The sequence below is a fragment of the Clavibacter michiganensis subsp. tessellarius genome (assembly GCF_021922985.1).
GTDB classification, from domain to species: domain Bacteria; phylum Actinomycetota; class Actinomycetes; order Actinomycetales; family Microbacteriaceae; genus Clavibacter; species Clavibacter tessellarius.
In genome coordinates this window covers 1,897,099-1,912,832 of sequence record NZ_CP040788.1, presented here as the reverse complement: position 1 = coordinate 1,912,832, position 15,734 = coordinate 1,897,099, and the positions used below count along the sequence as shown (strand labels likewise).

Genomic DNA, 15,734 nt, shown 5'->3' with positions numbered 1-15,734 from the left:
GATCAGCCCGCGTCCTCCTGCGCCCATTGCAGCGCGACCCGGCGCGTGTACTGCTCCAGCGCGATCCGGTTCTCCTCGGGCTCGCGCAGGCCGTCGATGTAGGCGAGCAGCCGTCCGACGACGCCGGAGAGGTACTGCACGCCCCGATCGTCGTGCTCCTCGAGCGCGGCCTTGAGCAGGTCGTAGCGCTCGGAGGTCTCCTCGGCGGTCAGCATCGCGATCACGAGTTCGTCGGCCTGCATGCTCATGCGCCCCAGCATCGCACCGGCGCGACGCGGCGGCGGGGCCGGCGGCGCCCGGATCGGATCGCCAGGGGACACTCCCGGCCCTGCTTCCCCGAACTGGGGATACGATGCGCGCGGCGACAGGCACCAGCCTTGTCGCATCCAGCGTGAAGCGTCCGCAGCTCAGGGGGAGCGGCTCGGCGCGGCCCGACTGCGCCCGACAGCACGGCCCACCCGGAAGGCTCCTCGTGTCCCACCCTCGCGCCGACGCGCACGCTCCTGTCTCCGACCCGCCCTCGGGCGCCCTCGTCGAGACCGCCCCGGCGCCCGACGAGCGACCGCCGCTCCTCGGCCGCCGCGCGGTCTTCCTGGCCGCCGTCGGCGCGACCGCGGGCGCCGCGCTCGTCGCCGCGCCCGCCGCGCGGGCCGTCGCGGCACCGGCCGAGCAGGCCACGCCCGCGCCCGCCGCCGGCACCGCCGCCGGCACCGCCGCCGCCGCCGCCGAGACGCCCGCGGCCACCGTGGTCGTCGGCGACACGAGCCGCGTCTACTACCCGGAGCAGTACGGCTTCGTCGCCTCCGATGCCGACCACACGGCAGCCATGTCGGCCTTCTTCGCCGCGCTCATGCGCACCGGCGGCACGGGCATCCTGCCGCCCGGCGAGATCCGCGTCACCTCCACCGGCATCGACTACTCCGGCGCGCAGTGGCCCAAGCAGGCCCTGTCCGGCGCGCCCTACGGCTTCCCGGCCGTCGAGGTCCACGGCTACGGCCGTCGCGTGACCACCATCCGCCAGATCGCCGGCGCCACGGGCGACATCTTCACCGTGCAGGGCAAGCTCGGCGCCGACGCGGGGCCCGCCGCGAACAACAAGGCCACGGTCACGCTCAGCGGCTTCAGCCTGGTCGGCACGCGCACGGGGCGCCACGGCCTCTACCTGCGCTCGCTGCTGCACAGCCGCATCACCGACCTCGAGCTCAACGCCACGGGTGCCGCGGGCGTCTACTTCGCGCGGCCGAACTTCACCGCCGCGAACGACGAGTACTCGTACGCGAACGTCATCGAGGGCCTCCGCGTCATCACCGCGGGCACCTGGGGCGTCGACTGCGACGGCGTGAACGCGATCGACATCGTCATGCGCGACACCGAGATCGTGAACTGCGTCGCGGGCGGCATCCGCATGGCGCCCACGAACTCGCGCTTCGGCAACACCCGCATCATCGGCTGCGGGGCGGGCGTGAAGGCGGCCCGCGGCTTCGTGGCCATCGCCACGACCAACGCGTCGTCGATGATCTCGGAGCTCGGCATCGACGGGATCCGCCTCGAGGGCAACTCGGGCCAGGGCGGCTACCAGATGGAGATCGGCGCGGGCGTGGGCGCCACGATCCACGGCTACAACATCGTCACCGGCGGCGACGGGGGCGCGCACGGCATCGGCGTCGGGCTCACGAACACGGGCACGCGGCTCGCCATGGACACGCTCGTCGGCCGCGGCACCATGTTCATGACTCCCACCAAGTACCCGAAGCAGAAGGTCGTGGTCGTGGGCCCGGACGGACGGGACACCCGGGTCGAGAAGCCGTCGACGCCGAACAACCCGGACGCCAAGTACGACGCGGTCGTCAGCAACAGCGGCCTGCGCAGCGTCGACCACTTCGGACGCGCGCTGCCGAAGGTGGCGTTCATCGCCTGAGGACAGTCGTCCGCGCCGGAGCCGGATGAGCGCTAGTGTCCCCCTGACCATCGGGGGACGTCACGAACATCGCAGGCATCAGACGGCGCGGCAGCGCCCTTCTCATGAACCTGGCGGGGTCGCTCCTCGTCCCCATGCCCGTGCGGATGCGCGTCTACCGCGCCTGCGGGGCGCGCATCGCTCCGGGTGCGCGCGTGTTCCCCGGTGCGCTGTTCCAGTCGGCGCAGCTGACCATGGGCGCCTCCTCCACCATCAACTTCCGCTGCGTCATCGACAACTGGGTGCCGGTCGTCCTCGGTGAGCGAGTCGGCGTCGGCGTGGGCGTGCAGATGATCACGAGCTCCCACGAGATGACGAACCCGTCCGTCCGCGCCGGCAAGATGCGCTACGCGCCCATCACGATCGGGGACGGCGCGTGGATCGGGAGCGGCGTCGTCATCCTGCAGGGCGTCACGATCGGTCGCGGAGCGGTCGTCGCCGCGGGCGCCGTCGTCACGAAGGACGTCCCCGAGGACGCGATCCACGGCGGCCTCCCCGCGAAGCTCATCCGAGGGCTCTAGAGCGAGGGACGCCCGGATCCGCGGGCCCGTCCTCCGCGCGGGCCCCTAGGGTCGGGCGAGGACGGCCTCGCGCACGGCTTCGCCCATGACCTTCGCCGCAGCAGCCGTCGGATGCGTGCCGTCGGAGGTGAAGCCCTCGATGTAGGTCCCGTCGACGTCCTCGGTCCCCGAAGCGGCATCGACGAACGACCAGCCTCGCATCGACGCGAGCTCCTCGAGATCCTCGTTGTAGGCGCGGGACGCATCCGGGTCCTCATCCCTGGGCGGCACGGTGGAGATGAGGACCCGACTGGGAGCCACGGTCTTCACGATGGCGTCGTAGTTCGCGGCAGTGGTCGAGAACGGCACGTCGTTCCCGTAGTCGTTGACCCCTGCGAGGAGGACCAGCACATCGGTGTCGGGATACGGGGTGACGTTCTCCACCATCGATCGCGTCTGGACGCCGCCGAGCGCCCATCCGCCAGAGAACACGACACCATCGCCGATGACATAGGACAGCCACGAGCCGTCTCCGAGATCGCCCCGGGCGAAATCGCGGCTGTTCGCCGCCGTGATCGAGTCGCCCACGGCAGCGACTCGGATGGGCTCCGCGATCGCGGTGGGCGAGCTCTCCGGCAGGGAGGGCACGGACCCGGCCTCAGAGGAGGCTTCGTCCCGGCCCTGTCGGAGCGCCATCGCGGCGAGCGTCACGACCCCGGCGGCGAACAACGCCACGCCGCCGATGGCCCAGACCCTGTTGCCGCTACGACGCCTTTTCCCCATGCAATAAATCGTATGGGCCGGTGAGAGCGCGTCGGGACCATCGGGTGGCCCCATAGATGGGGGCTCGGGCCAGGATGCCTGGCTCCTCCGAGGGGGCGATGGCGCTTCCCCTCCGCGACACGACCGTATCCGGTGGGCCCCGTCGGGCTCGAACCGACGACCCAGGGATTAAAAGTCCCTTGCTCTACCAACTGAGCTAGAGGCCCGTGCGCCCGACTCTACGGGATGGGGAGCGGCCGATCAGAGGCGGTCGACGTCGCGCGAGGAGCCGCGGCGCACCACGGCACCGGCCACGACCGTGACCACCACGAGGAAGATCCCGACGCCCACCAGCCACGCGAGCGCCTTCACGACGAAGCCGACGACGACCAGGACGAGCCACAGGACCACCAGGGCGGCGACGAATCTCATGCCCCCAGCCTACGGGGGCGTCCCGGGCGCCGGCCGGGCGACGGGAGCCGACCGCGGCGTACGCTGACGGGGATGTCCGGCGACTACCACAAGCCCACCAAGTTCTCCGGGTCCAAGTTCGAGAGCATGCTCGGCGGCGAGGACCCCGCCACGATCAGCCGCGTGGCCCATGAGACCGCGTCGGCGCTGCTGGCGCGCGTGCGGGCGGATCCCGACCCCGCGGTCGTCGAGCGCCTCATCGCGTACACCGACGAGCACGGCATCGACGCGGTGGCGGAGCTGTGGTCGCGCGCGAGCCCGCGCAGCCTGCCCGGCGCGCTCTGGCGGCTGTACCTCATGCGCGCGCTCATCCGGCAGGATCCGGACGGCATCAGCCTCCTCTACCAGCGCGGCACCGAGGTCGCGACGACCATCGACCCGGTCGTCGCGGGCGCGACGGCGCCGACGGGACCGGCGGAGATCGTCGAGCTCGCGGACAGCATCCTGCGCGGCCTCTTCACGGGCGACTTCGCCGTGGCGCTCGACCGGGCCGGCGCGTTCAGCCGGCTCGCCGCGCTCGGCGCCACGAGCGTCGCCGACGACCTCGATGCGACGGCCTCCCCGGAGCGCGCCGGCGACCTCACGACGCGTGCCCTCCGTCTGTCGCAGATGGCGGCGGATCTCGCGCAGTGCGCCCGTCTGTGGCGGGGCGACCGGCTCGACTGACGCGGGACCGGGCGTGGGCGGGTCCTCCTGCGCTGCCGCGCGCGTCGCATCCGCCGCGTTCGCTGTGAGCGCCGGACCCCGGGCGACAGCTCCGGCCGACTCGGTTACAGTGGATGGGGTCGGGCCGCAGTAACCCCGGGCTCCAATATTCGCCGCTCCGAGCGGCCTCGCGCCGAGAGGCGTTCCTGCGGTCCGGCTCCTCTCATCCCGACAGATGACCTCGAGGCCGGGTCCCCACCCGACCGGACGCCACCCCCGTCCCCTCCGACCGGAGCCGAGCGCCGCCCGCGCCCCGGCATCGTGCCCCGGCCGTCCTGTGACCAATCCGTGACGCGCCCCGCCCCGAATAGTCATCGTGAGGCGCTCACCCGCCTCGCATCCGTCACCCGCGAGGGTGCGACCCGCATCGGTCGTGTCCTGCTGCGCGGCAGGCCGCCCGGCCATCCCAGATGCCGCGTTCCCGCGGGATCCGGCCGGTGCGGGGCTCCCCGCATCCTCCGCACCATCCGCCCCACCACCCGGAAGCCCCACATGACCTCCCCGCAGATCCACCTCGGCCCCACGGGCGTCGATGCGCCTGCATGCGGAACCCGGTCGGGTCTGGGATGCTGGGGCTCGTGCCTTCATCGATCGAGCGTCCCGACCTGCCCGGGTCGGCGGACCCCGAGTCGAAGGAGTCCCTCCTCGGTCGCGTCGCCCAGGGCGACAAGCGGGCCTTCTCGGAGCTCTACGACCAGCTCGCGCCGCGCGTCCTCGGACTCGTGCGCCGGCTCCTCGTCGACCACGCGCAGTCCGAGGAGGTCACCCAGGAGATCTTCCTCGAGATCTGGCAGTCCGCATCGCGGTTCGACCCGGCCAAGGGCGCCGCGACCACGTGGGTCCTCACCATGGCCCACCGGCGCGCGGTGGACCGCGTGCGCGCCTCCCAGTCCAGCCGTGATCGCGACGTGCGCATCGGCATCCGCGACCACGAGCACGGCTACGACCAGGTGTCGGAGACCGTCGAGATCAGCATCGAGCACGAGAGGGTGAAGAAGGCCATGACGAAGCTCACAGAGATCCAGCGCCAGGCCGTCTCCCTCGCCTACTACGGCGGCTACAGCCACAGCGAGGTCGCGTCGATGCTCGACGTGCCCATCGGCACCGTCAAGACGCGTCTGCGCGACGGCATGATCCGCCTGCGCGATGAGATGGGAGTCGCATGATGACCACCGACGACGACCTGCGCTCGCTCACCGCGGCGTACGCGCTCGGCGCGGTCGACGCCGACGAGGCGGCCGAGTTCGAGGCGATCCTCGAGGGCGACCCCGTGCTCCGCGCGGAGGTGGAGGAGATCCGTGCCACCGCGGCCGTCCTCGCCTTCACCACCGAGCCCGTGGATCCGTCCCCGCGCCTCAAGTCCGACCTCATGGCCATGCTCGACGCCACGCCGCAGCTGCCTCCGCTCGAGGCGCCCGCGGAAGCTCCCGTCGACGACCGTCGTGCCGCTCCCGTCACCGAGCTGCGTCCGGGCTCGGCCTCCGCGTCGGCGTCCGCCGCTCCGACCGCTCCGCGCGGCCGGCTCGGCTCGGCGTCGTCCCGCGCGTCCGAGCGCTGGTTCCGCAAGCCGGGCGCCCTCATCGGCGTGGCGGCCGCGGCCGTGGTCCTCGTGGTCGGCGGCGTGGTCGTCGGCACGAACCCCGGCGGGCCTGGCTCCTCGCAGACGCCCGTCGCCTCCGCGTACGAGCGGGTCACCACGGCGTCCGACGTCGTGATCGACAAGCGCGACGTGGTCGGCGGCGGCACCGCCACGGTCTACTTCTCCGCCTCCGAGGCCAAGACCGCGGTCGTGCTCAACGACGCCGCTCCGCTCCCCGAGGGCCGCGTGCTGCAGATGTGGTACGTCGGCCAGTCCGGCCCCGTGTCCGCCGGCGTCATGCCGTCCACGGACGGCGCGGGCCACGCGGTGCTCGACGGCACGTACACGCCGGGCGACACGGTGGCCATCACCGTCGAGCCCGAGGGGGGCTCCGAGCAGCCGACGAGCGAGCCCATCGTGGCGGTCACCGTCACCTGATCCGCCGCTGCCGCACGACACGAAGGCCCCGCATCCTCCAGAGGATGCGGGGCCGTCGTCCGTGCGGCGGCGGATCAGCCGAAGCGGCCGCTGACGTAGTCCTCGGTCGCCTGCACGCTCGGCTTCGAGAACATCGTGGTGGTGTCGTCGTACTCGATGAGCTTGCCCGGCTTGCCGGTGCCCGCGATGTTGAAGAACGCGGTGCGGTCGGAGACCCGGCTGGCCTGCTGCATGTTGTGCGTGACGATCACGATCGTGTACTGCGTCTTGAGCTCCTCGATGAGGTCCTCGATGGCGAGCGTGGAGATCGGGTCGAGCGCGGAGCACGGCTCGTCCATGAGGACCACGTCGGGCTGCACGGCGATGGCGCGCGCGATGCAGAGGCGCTGCTGCTGGCCGCCCGAGAGGCCGGATCCGGGGAGCGCGAGGCGGTCCTTCACCTCGTTCCAGAGGTTGGCGCCCATGAGGGACTGCTCGACGAGCGCGTCGGCGTCCGACTTCGAGATCTTGCGGTTGTTGAGCTTGACGCCCGCGAGCACGTTGTCGCGGATCGACATGGTGGGGAACGGGTTCGGCCGCTGGAAGACCATGCCGACCTGGCGGCGCACAAGCACCGGGTCGACGCCCGGGCCGTAGAGGTCGTTGCCGTCGACGAGGACCTCGCCCTCCACGTACGCGCCGGGGATGACCTCGTGCATGCGGTTGAGCGTGCGGAGGAACGTGGACTTGCCGCAGCCGGACGGGCCGATGAAGGCGGTGACGGTGCGCGGCTCGATGCGCAGGTTGACGTCCTCGACCGCCTTGAACTTGCCGTAGTAGACGTTCAGGTCGTTGACTTCGATGCTCTTGGACAAGGGGTGTTCCTAACCGTTCGGGTTCGTGGCCGGGGGAGCGGGCGCTAGCGGCCGAGCTTGGGGGCGAAGATGCGGGCGATGAGGCGGGCGATGATGTTCAGCGCCATGACGATGAGGATGAGCACGAGCGCGCCCGTCCACGCGCGGTCGACGTAGGCCGCCGCGTCCGCGCCCTGGTCCGCGTACTGCCGGAAGACGAACACCGGCAGGGTCATCATCTGGTCCTTGAAGGGGTTGTAGTTCATGCCCTGCGTGAAGCCCGCGACGATGAGCAGCGGCGCCGTCTCGCCGATGACGCGGGCGATCGCGAGCATGACGCCCGTGACGATGCCGGCGAGCGACGTCGGCAGCACGATCTTCACGACCGTCAGCCACTTCGGCACGCCCAGCGCGTAGGACGCCTCGCGGAGCTCGTTGGGGACGAGCTTCAGCATCTCCTCGGCGCTGCGGACGACCACGGGGATCATCAGCACGGACAGCGCCAGCGCGCCGCCGAAGCCCATGCGGACGCCCGGGCCGAGGAACAGCACGAGCAGCGCGTAGGCGAAGAGGCCGGCGACGATGGACGGGATGCCCGTCATGACGTCGACGAAGAAGGTGATGGCCCGCGCCAGGCGGCCGCGGCCGTACTCGACGAGGTAGATGGCCGACATGAGCCCCACGGGGATGGAGATGACCGCGGCGATGGCCGTGATGATCAGCGTGCCCATGATGGCGTGCAGCCCGCCGCCGCCCGCGCCCACCACGTTGCGGAGGCTCGAGTTGAAGAACAGCGGGTCGAAGCGGCCGGAGCCGTTCGTCACGGCGGTGAACACGAGCGAGACCAGCGGGATGAGCGCGAGCACGAAGGCGACCGTGACGAGGATCGTGATGACCCGGTCCTTCGCCTTCCGCTCGCCCTCCACGGCGAGCGAGATGGCGAACAGCGCGACGCCGAAGAGCAGCGTGCCGAAGACGGCGGTGCCGACGTAGTTGAAGTCCTCGGCGGCGCCCGAGACGCGGAGCACCAGGAAGATGACGGCCATGACGAGCCAGGACGCGAGGAAGATCGCGGGCGCCGTGAAGCGGTGCAGCTTGCCGGCGGTGAGGGAGTTGGGCAGCGTGCTCGCGACGGGCCGCGTGCGGGAGGGGGCTGTCGTCGCCATTAGTTCGCTCCGGAGAAGGCCTTGCGGCGGCTGATGATGTAGCGGGCCAGCATGTTCACGGCCAGCGTGATGATGAAGAGCATGAGGCCGGAGGCGATCAGCTCGTTGATCTTGAGGCCGTACGCCTCGGGGAAGCTCAGCGCGATGTTCGCGGCGACGGTGTTCGAGTTCGTCGACTGGAACCACGCGAAGTTCACGACCGCGGCGGGGGAGAGCACGATGGCGACGGCCATGGTCTCGCCGAGCGCCCGGCCGAGGCCGAGCATGGAGGCCGAGATGATGCCGGGGCGGCCGAAGGGGAGCACCGCCGTCTGGATCATCTCCCAGCGCGTGGCGCCGAGGGCGAGCGCCGCCTCCTCGTGCAGCTTCGGCGTCTGGAGGAACACCTCGCGGCACAGCGCCGTGACGATGGGCAGGATCATCACGGCGAGGACGACCGCGACCGTGAAGATCGTGCGGCCGGTGCCCGAGACGGGGCCGGCGAAGAGCGGGAACCAGCCGAACGAGTCCGTGAGGAACGCGTAGAACGGCTGGAGGAAGCGGGCGAGCACCGTGATGCCCCAGAGGCCGAAGACCACCGAGGGCACGGCGGCCAGCAGGTCGATGACGTAGCCGAGGCCCTGCGCGAGGCGGCGGGGCGCGTAGTGCGAGATGAACAGCGCGATGCCGACGGCCACGGGCACGGCCATGAGCATGGCGAGCGCGGCGGCGTAGACGGTGCCGAACATCAGCGGGCCGACGAACGCCCAGAACCCGCCGCCGCCGGAGACCTCGGCGGGCGGCGCGGTGAGGGCGGGGAGGCTCTGCACGACGAGGAAGAGGGCGACGGCGGCGAGGATCCCCAGGATCAGGGCGCCGGATCCGGAGGCGAGGCCGGAGAACACGCGGTCGGCCAGGCGGGCCTTGGCCTTCACGCCCTGGGTGCTGCGGGGGGCGGCGGCGACGTCGCGCGGCCGATCGGACTCGGGGGCCTGGGGAGGCTGCGGGGCGGCGGTCGTCATGGGTCGGGTTCCCTACGGTCGTGATGGTGGGGCAGTGGGCGGCGGGCCGCCCGTGGGAGCGCCCCCTGGCCCGCGGGAGCGGACCAGGGGGCGGACGGCGGGTGCTACTTGATGGACTCGACCGCGGTCTTGACCTGCGCGGCGACCGTGTCGGACAGCGGCGCGGCGCCGGCCTTCTCGGCGGCGAGCTTCTGGCCCTCGGCGCCGGTCACGTACTCGAAGTACGAGCGGACGAGCTCGCCCACGGCGGCGTCCTTGTACTGCTGGCAGCCGATGAGGTAGCTGACCAGGACGATCGGGTACACGCCCGCCTGGGTGGATGTGTGGTCGATCTTGATCGCGATGTCGTTCTCCGCGCGGCCGGTCTCCTCCGGGGAGGCCTCGACGATCGCGGACGCGGCCTCGGGCGAGTACGCCACGAAGTCCTCGCCGACCTTGATCTTGGCGGTGCCGAGCGATCCGGCGCGCGACGCGTCGGCGTAGCCGATGACGTTGGTGCCACCGTTGACGGCGTCGATGATGCCGGACGTGCCCTGGGCCGCCTCACCGCCCTCGTAGGGCCACTTGCCGCTGGAGTCGGCGTCCCACACGGTGGGGGCGACGGCCTTGAGGTAGTCGCCGAAGTTCTGCGTGGTGCCCGAGTCGTCCGAGCGGTGCACGGCCGTGATGGCGGCGTCGGGCATCTTCGCGTCGGGGTTGAGGGCCGTGATGGCCGGGTCGTCCCACTTCGTGATGGTGCCCTTGAAGATGCCCGCGGCCGTGGCGGCGTCGAGGTTGAGCTCCGTCACGCCGTCGATCTTGAAGACCATGGCGATGGGGGAGATGTAGTTCGGCAGGTCGATGGCCGAGGTGCCGTCGGCGCACTGGCCGAAGGTGCCGGTGAGCTCGTCGGTCTTGAGCGCGCGGTCGGAGCCGGCGAAGTTGGCGTTCTGGCCGCCGGCCATGAAGGCCTCGCGTCCGGCGCCGGATCCGTCGGGCGAGTAGTTGATCGTGACGCCGGTGTTGGCCGTCTGGAAGGCCTTGGTCCAGGCCTCCTGCGCGGAGCCCTGGGCGGACGAGCCGATGCCGTTGAGCGTGCCCTCGAGGGTCGACGCGGAGGCGCCTCCCTCGGCGGGGGCCTCGTTGGCGGCGCAGGACGAGAGGGCGAGGGCGGTGACGGCGGCGAGCGCTGCTGCGCTGCCGAGACGCGAGATCTTCACGTGGGGAGAGCCTTCCGGGTGATTCGTGCTGTGACGGAGCCGGTGCGGGCTCCTCCGAGACGCTATGTCGGGCTCTTGACCGGCTCGGCGGATTCCGGTGAACGGGAGGTGAACAGACCGCGCGGATCGGCACGGGCTCAGCCGCGCGGGCGCACAGTGGTCGGTCGGGCCGATGCCGGCGGGGCCGGTCGACGGCTCAGGCGACCGGCCCGTACGTCTCCACCGCGAGGATCCCGGCCTCCGGGTCGGACGCCGACAGGTGCACCACGGAGAACTCGGCGGGCGACAGCATGCCGGCCCGCGGCATCCGGCTCGCGGCAGGGGTGGAGGTCGCGAGCGCGATCTCGTGCAGGATCTCCGGCAGCACGGGGCTGTGGCTGCAGAGCACGGCGCTCCGGGCCTTGCGCACGCGCTTGGCGACGGTCGCCCGCACGGATCCGCCGTCGGACTCGTACGCGTCCTGGCTGATGCCCGCGTCCTCCTTGACGCGGCGGCCGAGCGCCTCCGCGAGCGGCGCGACCGTCTGCAGGCACCGCTCGGCGGTGCTGCTCGTGATGACGCGGGGCCCGAAGGCGGCGAGGGTCGGCACGATGGACGCGGCCTCCGCGCGCCCCCGCGCGCTCAGCGGCCGGCCGGCGTCGCGGCCGTCCCACTCGTACGGCTGGACGGCGTGGCCGTGGCGCAGCGCGATGAGCGCGAACGAGCGGTGCGATCCGGTCTCCACGAGTCCCGCGAACAGGTCGAGCATGTCGATCTCGCCCGGGTAGTCGAGTCGCTTGCGGGCGTTGGGGACCGACACCCACTCGATGCTCTCGACCTCGTCGTCGGGTTCGAAGCGGCCGGCCTCGAGGATCGCGTCGGTCGCCTCGGCGACCCAGTAGTGCACGGCCTTGCGACGGCCGCCCGAGATGCCGTACTCGATGGCGCCCAGGGGCACGCCGAGCGCGACCCGGTAGCCGGTCTCCTCGTGCACCTCGCGGACGGCGGTCTGGGGGAGGGTCTCCCCGGAATCGACCTTGCCCTTCGGCAGGGAGGTGTCGCGGCGCCGCGTGCGGTGGATGATGAGCACCCGGATCCGGCCGTCGACCACGCGCCAGACGACGGCGCCGGCGGCGAACACGGTGGGGCGGGGCGTCATCCCTGCCACGTTAGCCGGATCGGCGACGTGGTCGGCGCCCCCGGACGGCCCGGAGGCGCCGACCGCGGACGGCCGGTGCGCGGACGCGCTCAGCGGAGCACGCGGCGCTTGCGCTTCGAGACGATGCCCATGACCGCGGTCTGCAGGTCCTCCAGCGTGTTGCCGTCGGCGTCCTCGTTGCGGCGCGTCCACTCGCCGTCGGAGTCGAGGACCCACGCCGACGTGGTGTCGGCCATGGCGCGGTCGAAGAGGTCCTCGATCTCCTGCAGGTGCGCGGGGGCCACGAGGCGGACGAGCGCCTCGACGCGGCGGTCGAGGTTGCGGTGCATCATGTCGGCGCTGCCGATGTACGTGGCCTGGTCGCCGTCGTTGAAGAACGAGAAGACGCGCGAGTGCTCGAGGTACCGGCCGAGGATCGACCGCACCTCGATGTTCTCGCTGAGGCCCGGCTGCCCGGGCGTGAGCGAGCAGATGCCGCGCACCCAGACCTGCACCCGGACGCCCGCGTTGCTCGCCCGGTAGAGCGCGTCGATGATGGCCTCGTCGACGATGGAGTTGACCTTGATGCGGATGCCGCTCGGCTTGCCCTCGAGCGCGTTCTGCGTCTCCACGGCGATGCGCTTGAGCAGCCCCTTGCGCAGGTGCAGCGGCGCCACGAGGAGGCGCTTGAACTTCTTCTCGATGCCGTAGCCGGAGAGCTCGTTGAACAGGCGGGTGAGGTCCTTGCCCACCACGTCGTCCGCCGTGAGCAGCCCGAGGTCCTCGTAGATGCGGCTCGTCTTGGGGTTGTAGTTGCCCGTGCCGATGTGGCTGTAGTGCCGGAGCACCCCGCCCTTCTCCTGGCGGATGACGAGCGCGAGCTTGCAGTGCGTCTTGAGCCCCGCTACGCCGTAGACCACGTGCACGCCGGCCTTCTCGAGCTTGCGCGCCCACGTGATGTTGGCCTGCTCGTCGAAGCGCGCCTTGATCTCCACGAGCGCGAGCACCTGCTTGCCCGCCTCGGCCGCGTCGATGAGCGCCTCGACGATGGGGCTGTCGCCGCTCGTGCGGTAGAGCGTCTGCTTGATGGCGAGCACGTGCGGATCCGCGGCGGCCTGCTCCAGGAACGCCTGCACGCTCGTGGTGAACGACTCGTACGGGTGGTGCAGCAGGATGTCCTGCTGCGCGATGGAGCGGAAGATGTCGGCGCGCGAGTTGTCCTCGGCGGGCTTGAGGGCCACCGCGGTCGTGGGCACGTTGTTCGGGTAGTGCAGCGCCGGACGGTCGAGCTTGGCGAGGTCGAACAGGCCGCCGAGGTCGAGCGGGGACGGGAGCGTGAACACCTCCTGCTCGGTGATGTCGAGCTCGCGCATGAGGAGGTCGAGCGTGACCGCGTCCATGTCGTCCGAGATCTCGAGGCGGATGGGCGGGCCGAAGCGGCGACGCAGCAGCTCCTTCTCGAGGGCCTGGATGAGGTTCTCGGTCTCGTCCTCCTCGATCTGCACGTCCTCGTTGCGCGTGACGCGGAAGACGTGGTGCTCGACGATCTCCATGCCCGGGAACAGCGTCTCGAGCTGGTTCGCGATGAGGTCCTCGAGCGCTATGAAGTCGATGGGGCCGGAGCGCGTGTCCGGCGTGAGCGGCATGAAGCGCGGCAGCATCTGCGGCACCTTGATGCGCGCGAACTCCTGCCGGTTCGTCTTCGGGTTGCGGATGCGCACCGAGAGGTTGAGCGACAGGCCTGAGATGTAGGGGAACGGGTGCGCGGGATCCACCGCGAGGGGCATGAGGACGGGGAAGACCTGCTCGGAGAACAGCTCGTGCAGGCGGTCCTGCTGGGCCTCGTCGAGCGAATCCCACCGGACGATGCGGATGCCCTGCTCCTCGAGCGCCGGGCGGACGCTGTCGTTGAAGGCCGCCGCGTGGCGGACCTGCAGGCGGTACGCGGTCTCGTTGATGGCCGAGAGCACCTCCGCGGGCGTGCGGCCGATGTTGGTTGGGACGGCGAGCCCGGTGGCGATGCGGCGCTTGAGGCCGGCCACGCGGACCATGAAGAACTCGTCGAGGTTGCTCGCGAAGATGGCGAGGAAGTTCGCGCGCTCGAGGACCGGCAGGTGCGGGTCCTCGGCGAGCTCGAGCACGCGGCGGTTGAAGGCCAGCCAGCTCAGCTCCCGGTCGAGGAAGCGCCCCTCGGGGAGGGTCCCGTCGTCCTCCAGGATCTCGTCCTCGTCGAAGTCGTCCAGGGATTCGGCGACCGCCTTCGCGTCGCCGATGTACGTCTCGCTGTCCATCCGCCCATCATGGCATCGCGGTGCGCGCTCGACCCTCCGGCAGGTGAACGCACGGTGAACCGCCTCCGGGAGGGTCCTGGGGAGGGCGGATCAGGCCCGGCGGTACTGCACGTCGACCGCGGCGTCGCGGAAGGCGGCCCGCCGGTACAGCGCGAGGGCGGGCGCGTTGTCCGCCTCGACGTAGAGGTCGACCTCGTCGTGTCCGCGGTCGGCGAGCAGGTCGAGGCCGGCGGCGAGCAGGGCGGATCCGAGGCCGCGGGAGGCGCGGTCGGGATCCACGCCCAGCACGTAGACCTCCGCCTGGCCGCCGTCCACCTTGAGCCAGTGGAATCCGACGAGCCGTCCGCCCTCGTCGCGGGCGAGGAGCAGCGTCGTCGGGTCGCCCCACGGCTCGGCCATGCGGTCGTCGAGGTCGCGCCGCGTCATGCGGCCCTGCTCCGGGTGGCTGGCGAAGGCGCGCGCGTTGAGCGCGACCCAGTCGTCCGCGTCGTCGGGCGTGGAGGAGGAGAGGGCGAGGCCGGCGGGCATCGGGCGCTCGCCGAGCCCGGCGCGCGCCTCGGACACCGACGCGCGCAGCTGCAGCAGCTCGCGCGCGCGGTCGAGGCCGGTCGCCGCGGCCAGGGCGCGCGCGCCCGGGTGGTCGCCGTGCGCCCACACCGAGACGGGGGAGCCGGCGGCCTCGGCGAGGACGGCGTCCAGCAGCGCGCGGCCGACGCCCAGGCGCCGGTGCTCCGGATCCACGACCAGCTCCGCCTCGACGCCCTCGTCCCCGCGGGCGACGACCGCGGCCCCGACGAGCCCGCCGTCCGGACCGTGCGCGACGAGAGCGCGCGGTCCGCCCTCGGCGCCGAGCGTCAGGCGGGTCTGCTCGTTGAAGGCGGCGGGCCCGTCGGCCGCGCGGGCGCGGTCGGCCAGCGCGAGCACGCGCCGGGCGGCCTCGGGCGATGTGTCGACGGCGGCGACGCGCGGGACGTCAGCTGCCGACGGGGGCGGGAACGCGCTCACTGTCCTCCTCGTACACGTTGAAGCGGTAGCCGACGTTGCGCACCGTGCCGATGAGCGACTCGAGGTCGCCGAGCTTCGCCCGGAGGCGCCGCACGTGCACGTCGACCGTGCGCGTGCCGCCGAAGTAGTCGTAGCCCCACACCTCGCTGAGCAGCTGCTCGCGCGTGAAGACGCGCGAGGGGTGGCTCGCGAAGAAGCGGAGCAGCTCGAACTCCTTGAACGTGAGGTCGAGGGGCTTGCCGTGCACCTTCGCGGAGTAGCTGGCCTCGTCGATGATCACGCCGGACGCCTGGATCCGGCTGCCCGTGTGCTCCTGCGCGGCGCGGCCGATGACGAGGCGCACGCGCGCGTCGACCTCGGCGGGGCCGGCGGAGTCGAGGATCACGTCGGTGGCGCCCCAGTCGGCGCTGACCGCCGTGAGGCCGCCCTCGGTGAGCACGAGGATGAGGGGCGTGCCGCCGCCCGTGGTGGTGAGGATCTTGCAGAGCGACTTCGCGCTGGCGAGGTCGCGGCGGGCGTCGACGAGCACCAGGTCGGCCGCGGGGGCGTTGACGAGGCTCGCGGCATCCGCCTGGATGTGCCGCGTCCGGTGGCTGAGGAGCCCGAGCGCCGGGAGCACGTCGGTGTCCGCGGACGAGGTCAGGATCAACAGCTGGGCCACAGGGATCCTCCATGGATGAATTGACCCCATGATACGTGGGGCAGGATTG

General features: G+C 71.7%; 16 protein-coding genes and 1 tRNA gene. 5 read left to right on the top strand and 12 right to left on the bottom strand.

Going from position 1 to position 15,734, the window contains the following annotated elements; all coding sequences use genetic code 11:
* Positions 1-2: 2 nt before the first annotated feature.
* On the bottom strand, positions 3-248 hold the full coding sequence (locus tag FGG90_RS08830; RefSeq protein ID WP_237583276.1) for a hypothetical protein: 246 nt from the start codon (positions 246-248) through the stop codon (positions 3-5).
* A gap of 224 nt (positions 249-472) precedes the next feature.
* Between FGG90_RS08830 and FGG90_RS08825 the strand changes: the two genes are divergently transcribed.
* Both FGG90_RS08825 and FGG90_RS08820 read left to right on the top strand, forming a co-directional pair.
* Entirely contained in the window at positions 473-1,918 is a 1,446-nt protein-coding gene (locus FGG90_RS08825) for a hypothetical protein (RefSeq protein ID WP_094127946.1), read from the top strand.
* Between the two features lie 104 nt (positions 1,919-2,022).
* Positions 2,023-2,478, top strand: coding sequence for an acyltransferase (locus FGG90_RS08820; RefSeq protein ID WP_094127948.1), 456 nt, complete (start codon positions 2,023-2,025; stop codon positions 2,476-2,478).
* Between the two features lie 45 nt (positions 2,479-2,523).
* Here FGG90_RS08820 and FGG90_RS08815 read toward each other — a convergent pair whose 3' ends face one another.
* The 3 genes from FGG90_RS08815 to FGG90_RS08805 form a co-directional block, all read right to left on the bottom strand.
* The gene (locus FGG90_RS08815) at positions 2,524-3,240 is read right to left on the bottom strand and encodes an SGNH/GDSL hydrolase family protein (RefSeq protein ID WP_165771380.1); all 717 of its coding nucleotides are present in this window, start codon (positions 3,238-3,240) and stop codon (positions 2,524-2,526) included.
* Positions 3,241-3,373: 133 nt separating this feature from the next.
* Positions 3,374-3,446, bottom strand: a tRNA-Lys gene (locus tag FGG90_RS08810).
* 34 nt (positions 3,447-3,480) lie between these two features.
* Complete coding sequence (locus FGG90_RS08805; RefSeq protein ID WP_165771381.1) at positions 3,481-3,651, bottom strand: hypothetical protein; 171 nt, start codon at positions 3,649-3,651, stop codon at positions 3,481-3,483.
* 72 nt (positions 3,652-3,723) lie between these two features.
* Here FGG90_RS08805 and FGG90_RS08800 point away from each other — a divergent pair, with 72 nt between their 5' ends.
* The 3 genes from FGG90_RS08800 to FGG90_RS08790 all read left to right on the top strand — a co-directional run bounded on the left by FGG90_RS08800 (position 3,724) and on the right by FGG90_RS08790 (position 6,412).
* Positions 3,724-4,356 carry a DNA-directed RNA polymerase subunit beta gene (locus tag FGG90_RS08800; protein ID WP_086517692.1) on the top strand — a complete coding sequence of 211 codons (633 nt, stop codon included), beginning with the start codon at positions 3,724-3,726 and terminating at the stop codon, positions 4,354-4,356.
* A 605-nt stretch (positions 4,357-4,961) separates the two neighbouring features.
* A complete protein-coding gene (locus FGG90_RS08795; RefSeq protein WP_094127952.1) occupies positions 4,962-5,561 on the top strand; it encodes a sigma-70 family RNA polymerase sigma factor in 600 nt (199 codons plus the stop codon).
* Positions 5,558-6,412 (top strand): anti-sigma factor, encoded by an 855-nt coding sequence (locus FGG90_RS08790; RefSeq protein WP_237583275.1) that lies wholly within the window; start codon positions 5,558-5,560, stop codon positions 6,410-6,412. Before FGG90_RS08795 ends, FGG90_RS08790 begins: the two co-directional genes overlap by 4 nt.
* Before the next feature lie 74 nt (positions 6,413-6,486).
* Here the strand turns inward: FGG90_RS08790 and pstB are convergent, their stop codons facing one another.
* The 8 genes from pstB to FGG90_RS08750 form a co-directional block, all read right to left on the bottom strand.
* On the bottom strand, positions 6,487-7,266 hold the full coding sequence (gene pstB, locus FGG90_RS08785; RefSeq protein WP_094127956.1) for a phosphate ABC transporter ATP-binding protein PstB: 780 nt from the start codon (positions 7,264-7,266) through the stop codon (positions 6,487-6,489).
* Between the two features lie 44 nt (positions 7,267-7,310).
* The gene (pstA, locus tag FGG90_RS08780) at positions 7,311-8,411 is read right to left on the bottom strand and encodes a phosphate ABC transporter permease PstA (protein WP_094127958.1); all 1,101 of its coding nucleotides are present in this window, start codon (positions 8,409-8,411) and stop codon (positions 7,311-7,313) included.
* Complete coding sequence (pstC, locus tag FGG90_RS08775) at positions 8,411-9,412, bottom strand: phosphate ABC transporter permease subunit PstC (RefSeq protein WP_210433045.1); 1,002 nt, start codon at positions 9,410-9,412, stop codon at positions 8,411-8,413. The genes pstA and pstC overlap by 1 nt, the downstream gene beginning before the upstream one ends.
* Before the next feature lie 104 nt (positions 9,413-9,516).
* Complete coding sequence (locus FGG90_RS08770; RefSeq protein WP_094127960.1) at positions 9,517-10,611, bottom strand: phosphate ABC transporter substrate-binding protein PstS; 1,095 nt, start codon at positions 10,609-10,611, stop codon at positions 9,517-9,519.
* Between the two features lie 196 nt (positions 10,612-10,807).
* A complete protein-coding gene (locus tag FGG90_RS08765) occupies positions 10,808-11,749 on the bottom strand; it encodes an NUDIX hydrolase (protein WP_094127962.1) in 942 nt (313 codons plus the stop codon).
* An 89-nt stretch (positions 11,750-11,838) separates the two neighbouring features.
* Complete coding sequence (locus FGG90_RS08760) at positions 11,839-14,019, bottom strand: RNA degradosome polyphosphate kinase (protein ID WP_094127964.1); 2,181 nt, start codon at positions 14,017-14,019, stop codon at positions 11,839-11,841.
* Between the two features lie 90 nt (positions 14,020-14,109).
* A complete protein-coding gene (mshD, locus tag FGG90_RS08755) occupies positions 14,110-15,024 on the bottom strand; it encodes a mycothiol synthase (RefSeq protein WP_094127966.1) in 915 nt (304 codons plus the stop codon).
* Positions 14,993-15,685 (bottom strand): winged helix-turn-helix domain-containing protein, encoded by a 693-nt coding sequence (locus FGG90_RS08750; protein WP_094127968.1) that lies wholly within the window; start codon positions 15,683-15,685, stop codon positions 14,993-14,995. Before FGG90_RS08750 ends, mshD begins: the two co-directional genes overlap by 32 nt.
* Between the last annotated feature and the right edge of the window lie 49 nt (positions 15,686-15,734).